An 11,951-nucleotide genomic window follows, 5' to 3' on the forward strand; every position below is an offset into this window, starting at 1 on the left:
GATTACCAGTAGAAGAAGACCGAGACGATGTGGGCCACCAGCGCCACCAGCAGCGCGATCGACATCGGAACATGGAACAGCAACCAGATTTCCGTCAGCGTGCGCAGGCGCACGAAGGAGCGGATGCGCTTGAGCTGCTGCAGGCGGCGAAACTGCAGGGTATAGATTTCGTTGGAGTTGGGGTCGGCCTGGTCGCCCACTTCACGCAGGCGTTTCAGCACGCGCGCGGTGGCGCAATGGCGATTGCGGCCGGTCAGGCGCTGGCGGCGTTTAGTAAAGATCTCGCACGCCGCCGATTCCTCCACCAACGCCAGCAGCATCGGCGGGCGGCCTTGCGCCAGCATGCGGCAGCGGTCATCGAGGTCACGCAGGTCTTGCGCGATCTGGTCGAGCGTGCGGCCATCCAGCAGGTCGCCCATCAGCGACGGGTGATGCAGGTACAGCACCACGCCCCAGATGCCGCTGACGATGACGGCCATGGTGAGGGCGTAGGCAAAGGTGTGGACGTTCCAGCCGAATTCAAAACCGCAGTGCAGCGTGGCCACCACCGCCAGCGCCAGGCCAAGATAAACGTGGGCAGACAACCAGCCGCGCAGGGTGCCCATGCGCGAGGCGTAGGCGCGCTTGCGCACGCCGAGCAGCAGCAAAAACACGATCAGCAGCGCGCCCAGCGTGCCGAGGCCATAACCGAGGATGGTGCCGCCGCCCGGTTTGATCGGCGGATTATCGACTACATACAGCGCGATGCAGGCGGCCAGCAGGACGATAGCCCACTTGGCGTAGCGGAAACGCTGGTACGACATGAAATTGTCTTGCAACATAATTGTGACTTCTGGCGGGAGAGGCTGGTGTCTGTTTAATCAACTTAAATTGCAAATAGTCAACTATATACCGGCAGTCTAACACTATCTGGCATGGGTAATTGGGGGATATTTTTATTTGGCGCGTATACGCAACTGTATGCGTGTATCGCCTGGTTTTGCGGATTGCGGGGGCGATTCCAGGTCGTCGGGCGCGGCGATGGCGTTGCCGGTTTTGGAGATGCGTGCGGTCACGACAAGTTTGTCAAATTGTGACATTTTCACGCCAGGCATCATACCCATGCTGTCGTCGAGGGTGAATTGCAAAGGCAAATCGCGCACTTGTTTACGCAACACGGCGAGCGGGAAGCGCGGGCCGTCGGCGGCCTTGGCCACCACGAACAGGGTGTCGCCGTCCGCTACTTGCGCGCGCAAGGCGGGATCCAGGTCGACGGTGCCGCTGATGGCCGTGGTGGTGGCCGGCGTAGCGGCGGCCGCGCCCTCCACCGGCGCGCCGATGTGGGCCAGGTTGTCGCGCGCCATCTGGGCGAATTCGGAATTCGGGGCGGCGTTGGCCAGCGCGGCCTGCCAGTGCAGGGCGGCGGCGGCGAGGTCGGTGCGTTCGAACGCGGCGTCGCCGGACAGGATCAGGGCCTTGACGTTTTTCGGATCGGCGGCCAGGGCGCGGGCCAGCAGGCGTTCCGGCTCGCCGTGCAGTTTCTGGTTTTGCGTCATGGCGAGGACGTCGGCGTAGTCGGCCAGGATCTGGGCGTCGTCCGGGATCAGCGTGATCAGGCGCGCGTAGGCGCCGCTGGCGGCGACGAAACGGCCCATGGCGCTGTAGGAGCGCGCCAGCAGCGCCCAGCCGTTGGGATCCTGCGGCTCACGCGCCATGCGCTCGGCCAGTTTGGCGACCATGGCCTCGGCTTCATTGCTGGTATGCGGATCGAGGCCCTGGCCGGCGGCGACAGGTGCGGCCGCCGGCGCGGTCAACGCCTGCGGCGTGCCAAGCGAGGCATACAGCGCGCCGGCGCCGGCGGCCAGCGCGAGCGCCAGCACGGCGGCCTGCCAGCGCGCCGGCGTGAGTGCCGCCTGCGCACCACCGGTATGGGCGGTGGGATGAACGTCTTCGGCCACGCGCTGTTCGAGTTCACGGCGGGCGGCGGCGTAGGCTTCGGCGTCGATGCTGCCTTGCTCGCGGTCCGCTTCCAGCTCGCGCAGCTGGTCGCGCAGGACGGCCAGGTTCAGTTGGTCCGCCTGCGGCGCGGCGGTCACGCCGGCGCGCGACAGCAATGGACGCAAGAGCAGCCACAGGACCAGCACGCACATGACCGCGGCGGCGAATACGAAGCCGTTCATGGCTGCTCCTTGTCGTTATCCAGCAGCGCGCGGGCGCGTTGCATATCCTCTTCCGATGGCGCGGTCTCGCGCCGCGCCGCGCGCAGGCGCGACATCAACAACGCCACACCTGCCAGCAACAGCAACGCCGGCCCAAACCACAAGAGCCACGTGGTCGACTTCACCGGCGGACGATACAAGACAAAATCCCCATAGCGCTGCACCATGAAGTCCAGCACCTCCTGCTCGGACTTGCCCTGCGCCAGCTGCTCGCGCACTTCGCGACGCAAATCGGACGCCAGGCCGGCGTGAGAATCAGCGATGGTCTGGTTTTGGCACACCAGGCAACGCAACTCCTCTTCCAGCGCGGCGGCACGTTTGTCCAGATCTGCGTCGGCGTGGGCCGACAAGGCCAATGCCATCAGCAAGGCGGCAATCCATTTAACCATTGCCGCTCTCCTTGTTCAGCTTTGCGATCAACGGCACCAGCGTGCCCGTCACCACTTCCGGCGTCAGGATGCCGATCTGCTTGTAGCGGATGATCCCACGCTTGTCGATCACGAACGTCTCCGGCACGCCGTACACGCCATAGTCGATGCCAACGCGGCCATCCTGATCGAACGCCGACACCAGATACGGATCGCCCTCACGCTGCAAATTGGCGATGCCGTCGTCGCGGCCATCCTTGTAATTCAGGCCGACGATGGGCGCGAGCTTCATGCGTGCCAGCTCCATCAGCACAGGATGCTCCTGGCGGCAAGCCACACACCACGAAGCCCATACATTCAGAATCCACACCTGCCCCGCCATGTCGCGCGTGCCGATCTGACGCTCGGGCATGTGCAGCTGCGCCAGCGAAAACACTGGCGCCGGCTTGTTAATCAATGGCGACGGCACCTCGCGCGGGTTCAGATGCAAACCCACCCACAGGAATCCCAGCAGCGCGACGAATACGCCCAGCGGCAGAATAAAGCGTTTCATGCCTTGCCTTTCTTCAGACGATAGCGCTTGTCCAGCGCCGCCAGCAGCCCGCCGAATGCGATCAACAAAGCGCCGGCCCAGATCCACGCCACAAACGGCTTGTGCTGGATGCGGACGATCCAGTTGCCGGTCTTGACCTCTTCGCCCAGCGCCAGATACAGGTCGCGCGTCGGACCGCGATCGATGGCCGCCTCGGTCATCGGCATGCCGCCGGACGCGAACTGGCGCTTCTCCGGCAACAGCGTGGCAATGTGCTTGCCGTCGCGCGTGACATCGAACGTGCCGCGCACCGCCGAATAATTCGGGCCTTCCACATTCCGCAAGCCGACAAAACGGAAATCGTAACCGCCCACGTGATGGATATCGCCGCTGCGCATCGGCACATCGTGCGAAATCTCGCGGCCCTTCACCAGCGTGACGCCGATGACGAACACGCCGATGCCGGCGTGCGCGATCAGCATGCCCCAATAGCTGCCCGGCAGCGTGGACAGGCGATGGCTGAAGCGCGTGCGGTTGTCCTCGAACACGCGCAGGCGCTGCAGCAGATGCCACACGCTGCCCAGCAAAATCCACGCGGCCAGCGCGAGGCCCATGACCAGCAGCGGCGACATGCCGACAGCGACGGCGGCGGCCAGCGCCAGCAGCACCGCAGCCGCGCCGACCCAGCGCAGGCTGCGCACGTCCTTGAAGCCAGCCTGCTTCCAGCGCAGGAACGGGCCGGCGGCCAACAGCAGCAGCATCGGCGCCATCAGCGGCACGAACACGGTTTCGAAGTATGGCGGGCCAACCGAGATCTTGCCCATACCCAGCGCGTCGAGGAACAGCGGGTACAGGGTACCCAGCAACACGGTGCCCGCGGCGGCCACCAGCAGCACGTTATTCACCAGCAGCAGCGACTCGCGCGAGAACATGGCGAAACGGCCGCCAAGGCCGACCTGCGGCGCGCGCCATGCGTACAGCAGCAGCGAGGCGCCCACCACCAGCGCCAGGAACACCAGCACGAACAAGCCGCGCTTTGGGTCGGTGGCGAAAGCGTGCACGGAGGTCAGCACACCCGAGCGCACCAGGAAGGTGCCCAGCAGCGACAGCGCGAACGCCATGATGGCCAGCAGCACGGTCCAGTTCTTGAAGCTGCCGCGCTTTTCCGTCACGGACAGCGAGTGGATCAGCGCCGTGCCGACCAGCCATGGCATGAAGGAGGCGTTTTCCACCGCGTCCCAGAACCACCAGCCGCCCCAACCCAATTCGTAATAGGCCCAGAAGCTGCCGAGGAAGATCCCCAGCGTCATGAAGATCCACGCCACCAGGGTCCATGGACGCGACCAGCGCGCCCACGCGGCATCAAGCTGGCCGCCGATCAGCGCGGCGATGGCGAACGCGAACGCCACCGAGAAGCCGACGTAGCCCATGTACAGCAGTGGCGGATGCGCGATCATGCCGATGTCCTGCAGCAGCGGGTTGAGGTCCTGCCCTTCCGCCGCGCCGGGCAGCAGGCGCTCGAACGGATTCGAGGTCCACAGGATGAAGGCGAGGAAGCCGACACTGATCAGGCCCATCACACCCAGCACGCGCGCCACCACCTCGGCCGGCAGCTGTCGGCTCAACGCGGCGACAGCGGCGGTCCACAGCACCAGAATCTGAATCCACAGCAGCAGCGAGCCTTCGTGCCCGCCCCACACGGCGGAGATGCGGTAATGCAGCGGCAACAGGGTGTTGGAGTGCGAGGCGACGTACAACACGGTGAAGTCATTCGCGACAAAGGCTTGCACCAGGCAGGCGAAGGCGAACGTCACCAGCAAAGCCTGCGCGTAGGCGGCGGGGCGGGCGACGGCCATCCAGCGGCCGGCTGTGGCGCCGCCGCGCAGCGACGCGAAAAGCGGCATCACGCCTTGCAGCAGCGCGACGCAAAACGCCAGCATCAGCGCGAAGGAACCCAGTTCTGGAATCATTTCTTGTCCTTGGCCTCGGCGGCCTCTTTCAGTGCGCGCGCGGCGTCCGGCGGCATATAGTTTTCATCGTGCTTGGCCAGCACCTCCGTGGCGACAAACACGCTGTCCGCGCCCAGTTTGCCCTGCACCACAGCCCCTTTGCCTTCCTTGAACAGGTCCGGCAGGATACCGCTGTAGCGCACCGGCACACGCTGCGCCAAGTCGGTGATGATGAAGTCCACGGTGACACCGTCGCCATTCCTGCGCAGGCTGCCCTTTTCCACCAGGCCGCCCATGCGCAGATTGCGCGCGCGGTCCGGGCTGGCCAGCACCTCGGTCGGCGTGACGGAGAACACCAGGTTCTTCTGGAAGGCGGACGAGATCAGCCAGGCCGCCAGCGCCAGCAGGGCCAGGCCCGCCGCCACCAGCGCCAGGCGCTTTTGTCTAGGTTTCATCGTGGTCCTGCTGATGTTTCAGTTGCGCCAGCGCGGCGCGTCGGCGCAGGCGCAGCGCCACGCTTTCGCATACAGGAAGCAGCAGCGCGGCGCCGATGGAGCCCCATACGTACAGGCCATAACCGCCCATGCGCAGCCATTCGCTCATACGGCCTCCTTGAGCCACGCGCTGCGTTTCTCGCGTTCGAGAATGATGCAGCGCAGGCGCGCGAGCGCTGCGGCGAAGGTGTAGGACCATGCGCCCAGCGCCACCAGCAGCATCCCGGTCAACATGATCGCGGCCATACTGGGCGCGGCGGTCAGGCTGACGGAGGCGCCCTGGTGCAAGGTGTTCCACCACTTCACGGAGAAGTAGATGATGGGGATGTTCACCACGCCGACCAATGCCAGCACGGCGCCTGCGCGGTCGGCGCGGCGTGGGTCGGTGATGGCGGATTGCAGTGTCATGAAGCCGATGTAGAGGAACAGCAGTATTAATTCAGAGGTCAGTCGCGCGTCCCATACCCACCAGGCGCCCCATGTCGGCTTGCCCCACAGCGCGCCGGTCCACAGGGCCAACGCGGTGAATATGGCGCCGGTGGGAGCGAGGGCGCTGGCCATCATGGATGACAGACGGGTATTGAGCACCAGGCCCAGTCCTGCCCAGAAGGCCATCGCGAGGTAGATCACCATGGACATCCAGGCGGCTGGCACGTGGACGTAGATGATGCGGTAGGAGTCGCCCTGCTGCCAGTCGGTCGGCGCCATCACCAGGCCGACGTACAAACCGGCGACGGTCAGCAAGACCGCCAATGCGGCAAACCAGGGAACCAGTTTGCCTGCCAACGGATAGCACTGCTGCGGCGACGCCCAGCGGTAGAGCAAACTGTTAAACTGGTTTTTCATGAGGATGACATTGTATCTACCTCTGTCACTCCAGTGCAATGCGCAAAGCCGCCGCCGTGGCCCACGGAGCCAGTGCCACGGCGCCTGCGAGCAGGCCTCCCAGTAAAAATAAATGCGATTGTGGATCTGGCGCCACAGCTGCGCCGGCGCCGAAGATTAGTACTGGTACGTACAGTGGCAAAACTAATAATGCAATCAGCACCCCGCCGCCGCGTACGCCCAATGTGAGGGCGGCACCGATGGCGCCGATCAGGCTGAGGATGGGCGTGCCCAATGCGAGGCTGGCCATCAGGATGAGGACTTGTTCGGCGGGCAGGCCGAATTGGAGCGCCAGCAGTGGCGAGAGGACGATCAGCGGAATGCCGGTGGTGAGCCAGTGGGCGAGGATTTTGCCGGCCACCAGCAGGGTCGCCGGCTCGGGCGAGAGCAGCATTTGTTCGAGAGTGCCGTCGGCGTGGTCCTGCGCGAACAGGCGGTTCAGCGCGAGCATGGAGGCCAACAGCGCGGCGATCCACAGCATGCCGGGGCCGATGGTGCGCAGCATGGCCGGTTCGGGGCCAAGGCCCAACGGCGCCAGCGCGGCGACGATGACGAAGAAGAAAACGGAGGACAGCACATCCGCGCGGTTACGCATCGCCAGCAGCAGGTCGCGGCGGATCACGCCAAGGAAGGCGGTCAGCATGGTGGCGCTTTCGGCGCGCCGGGGCGGTCGAGGTTCAGTTCCAGCGCCTGCGCGGGATTGAGCGGCAGGTCGGTGTGGGTGGTGTAGACCAGCATGCCGCCGCGCGTGAAGTGCCGGTCCAGCGCGGCGCACAGCGCGGCGACCGCGTCCTGGTCCAGCGCGTTGAAAGGTTCATCGAGTATCCACAGCGGCGCGGCCTCGCCTTCCGCGCCATGCAGGCGCGCCAGCGCCAATCGTTTGCGCTGGCCTTGCGACAGCGATCGCGCCGGCAGTTGCGCCGCGCGGCCCAGGCCCAGCGCGGCCAGCGATTGTTCGGCTGCGGCGCGATCCAGCACGCGGCCGTTGAGCCGCGCGCTGTAGACCAGGTTTTCCCAAGCGAGCAGCTCATCCTTCACGGCGGCCGCATGGCCCAGATAAATCATCTGGGCATGGTAATCATCTCGGCAGGCGGCAAGCGCCCTGCCCCGCCAGCGCACCTCGCCCGATTCGGCGTGCGCCAAACCAGCCAGGGTGCGCAGCAAGGTGGTCTTGCCGCTGCCGTTGGCGCCGCGCACGCGCAACGCCTGTCCCGCCGCCAGCGACAACGACACGTCCTTGAACAAGCGGCGCTCGCCACGAACGCAGCACAGATCAAGGGCCTGTAACGTCATCGCGGCGCGGACCGGCTACTTGCGCTTGGCCGCGCTGGCGTCACGCGCGGCGCGGAACTCGGCGTCCTGGGACCAGTTAGGCCAGTCCCTGGATTCCGCCAGATCGCGCCCCAGCGAGTACAGCATGCCCAGGTCGTGCGCCATGCCGGCGAAGCTCCAGTTGGCGCTCCACTCGTCCGACGGCTGGTGGTAGTTGTTGGTGGTGTAGGCTTCCTCCGCCTTGCGGCCTGCCTCGACGCCCCCATCAACCAGGTCGTTACCCGAGCCGTAGGAGATGGCCGGCACGCCACGCTTGGCGAACGGGAAGTGGTCCGAGCGGAAGAAGTGGCCAGCTTCCGGCAGGGGATCAGGCGTGTAGGCCAGGTTGTACTGCTTGGCCTTGGCGATCAGCTGATCCAGCAGATCCAACTTGGCGCTGCCCGAGATGGTGAAGTTGCGCGCCAGGCCTTCCGGGCTCAGTGCGTCCATATTGATCACGCCAACCGTGGTCGCCAGCGGATACAGCGGATTGGCCGAATAGTACTCGGAACCCAGCAGGCCTTTCTCCTCGGCCGTCACCGCCAGGAACACCACGCTGCGCGCGGGAGCGGGCGCCTTGCCGTAAGCGCGCGCCAGTTCCAGCAGCGCGGCGATGCCGGTGCCGTTGTCGATGGCGCCGTTGTAGATCTTGTCGCCCTTGGCGTCCGGCAGGCCTACGCCCAGGTGATCCCAGTGGCCGCTGTAGATGACGGTTTCGTCAGGCTTCTTCGCGCCCGGCAGGCGCGCCACCACGTTCTTCGAGGTGATGACTTGCGCGTCAACCGCGTAGTTGGCCGACAGCGTCACGCCCTTCAGCACCGCAGGCTTGAAGTCGCGCGTTTGCGCCTGCTTCTTCAGCGCTTCGAAATCGAGGCCGCCGCGCTTGAACAACTCCACCGCCAGGTCGCGCTGGATCCACGCTTCCATCGGCGCGTGCGCTTGCGCGGGATGCTTGCGCACGATGTCGTACATGACGTTGGTGTTGGAGTTCTTCACCGTGTTCCAGCCATACGAGGCTGGCGCGGTTTCGTGCACGATGATGGTGCCCAGCGCGCCACGGCGCGCCATCTCTTCATACTTGTAGGTCCAGCGGCCGTAGTAGGTCATGGCCTTGCCGCCGAAATCGCCCTGGCCGGTCTCGAAGTCCGGATCGTTGATCAGCACCACCGCCAGCTTGCCCTTCAGGTCCTGGCCCTTGAAGTCGTCCCACTTGCGCTCAGGCGCGGTGACGCCGTAACCGACGAACACCAGCGGCGCGTTCTTGAAGTCCACCAGCTTGGAGCCGTTCATGGCGGCGCGCACGGCCATGTCGTCGCCCTGCTTGAGTTCCTGCACGCTCTTGCCATCGTTGACCGACAGCTTGACCGGGCCCTTGATCTCAAAGCGGCCCAGCGGCACGTCCTGCGTCCAGGCGCGCTTGGTCTGGCCTTTGATCAGATCACCGCCCGGCTGCAGGCCGGCGGCCTTGAACTGTTCGATGATATAGGCGACGGTCTTGGTCTCGCCGGCGGTGTTCGGGCCGCGGCCTTCAAATTCGTCGGACGACAGTACCTTCACGTCCTGCGACAGACGTTTTGCGTCGATCTCAGGACCGTTCGCCGCGTGCGCGGCGGTCGCTGCAAACGCCGCGATCAGCGACATTACAAGCATGGTTTTTTTCAAGCTAGCCTCCTTGGGTTACATAAAAAATGGTCAGCGTATGCCGACCATGCCGCGAACGGACGCGTTCAACTTGGCCGGGTCGTAGCCATAGCCGTCCTTGAACACGATTTCCACGTTTTCGATATCGGCGATGCGCCGTGTCGGATCGCCGTTCAGCACCACCAGGTCGGCGTGCTTGCCCGGCGCGATCGAGCCGATGCTCTCCTGACGCCCCAGGTACCGGGCGCCGTTCAGGGTGGCGATACGGATCGCCTCCAGCGGCGTGAACCCCGCCTCCACCAGCAGTTGCACTTCGCGCTGGTCGCCAAAGCCGGGCAAGGTGCCGCCATTGCCGGTCGGGTCGGGGCCGGCGATCAGCAGGCCGCCGGCGCGCACGAAGGCCAGTTCAAAGGCCATCTCCTTTTTCAGCAGCGCTTCCTGGCGCGCGGCGTAGCCGGGAATGGCGGACGTCAGCGCGCGCGCCTCGAGATGGCTACGCAGCGCCTCCGGCGACATCAGCGCCATCTGCTTGCGCGACAACAGCGGACGTGTCGGCACGAACGCCTCGAACACCGGCAGCGTGGAGGTGATGGCGACCTTGCGCGCCACCAGATCGGCAATCAGCGAACGCACTTCCGGGCTGTCGATCTCGCGCCGCTCCCACGACGCGGCCACCGCGCCGCCGGCCGGGCATTCATCCGGCTTGCGGTTGGCGACGAATTCAGTGTCGGTGAACACCGGGCCGTGTTCCAGATTGTCGATGCCCAGCGCGGCGGCCTGGCGATAGTCGACCGCGCACAGGTGGCCGGTCACTTTCAGGCCATGCTTGTGCGCCTGGTCGATGGCCGCGCCCAACACCGCGCCGGAGATCTTCATGTAGGCCTTGAACGAGGTGGCGCCCTCGCCGGCCCAGAAGTCGACGGTCTTGCGCGCGTGCTCGGTCTCGGTCAGCACCGCCATCTGCGGGAAGAAGGTGTCCTTGCCTTCGAGGTAAGGGCCGGTGACGTCGATGTGCGGGCCGGGAATCTTGAATTCGTCGATCTGGCGGCGGATATTCAGGTCGGTGTACGGCTCCACGCTGCCGGTGGTGCGCATGGTGGTCACGCCGGCAGCCAGGTACAGGCGCGGCGCGCTGAAGGCGATCTCGGTGACGAACACGCCCGGCGGCGGCGTCTTGCCGTCCTCGTCGCGGTTGATCGACTCCACGTACATCAGATGATTGTGCATGCCGACCAGGCCGGGGATGACGCTGCGGCCGGTCAGGTCGATCACATGGGCGCCCTTGGGTGGCGCGCGGCCGGCGTCGGTGATGGCTTCGATGCGGCCATCGCGCAGCACCACGGTGCGGTCTTCCTGCGCCGGCGCGCCGGTGCCGTCGATCACACGCACGTGGGTGAGCGCGATCAGCGGCTGGTCGTACTGGAGGAACTTGCGCACTTCCGCGGACGGGGACGGCGGTGCCGATTGCGCCAGCGCCGCGGCGCTGAGCAGCATGGCCGCACAAGCGAACTCGATCTGATGTCGCATCCATCCCCCTTTTTTCGTAGCTGGACATACTGCCACGAAACACCCATGGGAACAATGTCATAAACGATTTTCAACTTTGCAATTATTTCCTGTAGGATATAGGTTTTCTGATAAGGAGCACATATGCGCCGTTTGATCACCGCCCTGCTTTGCCTGAGTCTCACGGCCGCCCTGCCTGTCGTCGCGGCCGCCGCTGACGAGGCGCCCAAGATGACCTCCCAGCAGTTCTTGGCCTCGCTGACTTTCCGCGAGGGCAAAATCGCCCTGCCGGGCGAGATCGCCACCCTGGACCTGCCATCCAGCTTCCGCTACCTCAACCCGGCCGACACCGCCAAGCTGCTGACCGATGGCTGGGGCAACCCGCCGGGCGCCAAAACGCTGGGCATGATTGTGCCGGCCGACGTCAATCCGCTCAGCGCCGCCGGCTGGGGCGTGGTGGTGACCTATGACAAGGACGGCCACGTCAAGGACGACGACGCCGACAAGATCAACTATGCCGATCTGCTGAAAGACATCCAGGAAAGCATGGTCGAGAACAACAAGGCCCGCAAGGAGCAAGGCTACGCGCCGATGACGCTGGTGGGCTGGGCCGAGCAGCCCAGTTACGACAAGGCGCAGCACAAGCTGTACTGGGCCAAGGAATTGCATACCGAAGGCGACAAGGGCAACGGCTTGAACTACAACATCCGCGTGCTGGGCCGCGAGGGCGTGCTGGTGCTGAACGCGGTGGCGGGCATGGACCAGATTGCGCAGGTCAAAACCGAAATGAAGAAAGTCACCGGCTTCACCGAGTTCACGGCGGGCAATCGCTACACCGACTTCAATGCCAGCACCGACAAGGTGGCGGAATACGGCATCGCGGCGCTGGTGGCGGGCGGCGTCGCGGCCAAGCTGGGCTTCTTCGGCAAGATTTTCGCCGTCCTGCTGGCCCTGAAGAAATTCATCCTGATCGGCGTGGCGGCGATTGGCAGCTGGGTCTACAAAGTGCTGGGCCGCAAGCGCGAAGAGAAAGCCACGGCGGTCGACCTGAGCAAGCCGGAATAAGC

Annotated in this window: 13 protein-coding genes; 1 reads left to right on the top strand and 12 read right to left on the bottom strand. The window is 65.1% G+C overall.

Going from position 1 to position 11,951, the window contains the following annotated elements:
• Positions 1-2: 2 nt before the first annotated feature.
• The 12 genes from FHW83_RS19025 to FHW83_RS19080 form a co-directional block, all read right to left on the bottom strand.
• On the bottom strand, positions 3-821 hold the full coding sequence (locus FHW83_RS19025) for a hypothetical protein (protein ID WP_176647922.1): 819 nt from the start codon (positions 819-821) through the stop codon (positions 3-5).
• A gap of 114 nt (positions 822-935) precedes the next feature.
• Positions 936-2,159: a c-type cytochrome biogenesis protein CcmI gene (gene ccmI, locus FHW83_RS19030; protein WP_176647923.1), complete on the bottom strand. Its 1,224-nt coding sequence runs from the start codon at positions 2,157-2,159 to the stop codon at positions 936-938.
• Positions 2,156-2,587 carry a cytochrome c-type biogenesis protein gene (locus FHW83_RS19035; RefSeq protein ID WP_176647924.1) on the bottom strand — a complete coding sequence of 144 codons (432 nt, stop codon included), beginning with the start codon at positions 2,585-2,587 and terminating at the stop codon, positions 2,156-2,158. Before FHW83_RS19035 ends, ccmI begins: the two co-directional genes overlap by 4 nt.
• Entirely contained in the window at positions 2,580-3,119 is a 540-nt protein-coding gene (locus tag FHW83_RS19040; protein WP_176647925.1) for a DsbE family thiol:disulfide interchange protein, read from the bottom strand. The genes FHW83_RS19035 and FHW83_RS19040 overlap by 8 nt, the downstream gene beginning before the upstream one ends.
• On the bottom strand, positions 3,116-5,068 hold the full coding sequence (locus FHW83_RS19045; RefSeq protein ID WP_176647926.1) for a heme lyase CcmF/NrfE family subunit: 1,953 nt from the start codon (positions 5,066-5,068) through the stop codon (positions 3,116-3,118). Before FHW83_RS19045 ends, FHW83_RS19040 begins: the two co-directional genes overlap by 4 nt.
• Positions 5,065-5,502 (bottom strand): cytochrome c maturation protein CcmE, encoded by a 438-nt coding sequence (gene ccmE, locus FHW83_RS19050; protein ID WP_176647927.1) that lies wholly within the window; start codon positions 5,500-5,502, stop codon positions 5,065-5,067. Before ccmE ends, FHW83_RS19045 begins: the two co-directional genes overlap by 4 nt.
• The gene (ccmD, locus tag FHW83_RS19055) at positions 5,492-5,650 is read right to left on the bottom strand and encodes a heme exporter protein CcmD (RefSeq protein ID WP_176647928.1); all 159 of its coding nucleotides are present in this window, start codon (positions 5,648-5,650) and stop codon (positions 5,492-5,494) included. The genes ccmE and ccmD overlap by 11 nt, the downstream gene beginning before the upstream one ends.
• The gene (ccmC, locus tag FHW83_RS19060) at positions 5,647-6,387 is read right to left on the bottom strand and encodes a heme ABC transporter permease CcmC (RefSeq protein WP_176647929.1); all 741 of its coding nucleotides are present in this window, start codon (positions 6,385-6,387) and stop codon (positions 5,647-5,649) included. The genes ccmD and ccmC overlap by 4 nt, the downstream gene beginning before the upstream one ends.
• 25 nt (positions 6,388-6,412) lie before the next feature.
• On the bottom strand, positions 6,413-7,069 hold the full coding sequence (gene ccmB, locus FHW83_RS19065) for a heme exporter protein CcmB (RefSeq protein ID WP_176647930.1): 657 nt from the start codon (positions 7,067-7,069) through the stop codon (positions 6,413-6,415).
• On the bottom strand, positions 7,063-7,719 hold the full coding sequence (ccmA, locus tag FHW83_RS19070; RefSeq protein ID WP_176647931.1) for a cytochrome c biogenesis heme-transporting ATPase CcmA: 657 nt from the start codon (positions 7,717-7,719) through the stop codon (positions 7,063-7,065). Before ccmA ends, ccmB begins: the two co-directional genes overlap by 7 nt.
• A 15-nt stretch (positions 7,720-7,734) precedes the next feature.
• A complete protein-coding gene (locus tag FHW83_RS19075; protein WP_176648135.1) occupies positions 7,735-9,387 on the bottom strand; it encodes a M28 family metallopeptidase in 1,653 nt (550 codons plus the stop codon).
• A gap of 42 nt (positions 9,388-9,429) precedes the next feature.
• Entirely contained in the window at positions 9,430-10,905 is a 1,476-nt protein-coding gene (locus FHW83_RS19080; RefSeq protein WP_176647932.1) for an amidohydrolase family protein, read from the bottom strand.
• Positions 10,906-11,028: 123 nt separating this feature from the next.
• On the opposite strand from FHW83_RS19080, the gene FHW83_RS19085 reads away from it, so the two are divergent.
• Positions 11,029-11,949, top strand: coding sequence for a DUF2167 domain-containing protein (locus FHW83_RS19085; protein ID WP_176647933.1), 921 nt, complete (start codon positions 11,029-11,031; stop codon positions 11,947-11,949).
• Positions 11,950-11,951: the final 2 nt, after the last annotated feature.

It is taken from the genome of Duganella sp. SG902 (genome assembly GCF_013376005.1).
Taxonomy (GTDB): Bacteria; Pseudomonadota; Gammaproteobacteria; order Burkholderiales; family Burkholderiaceae_D; genus Rugamonas.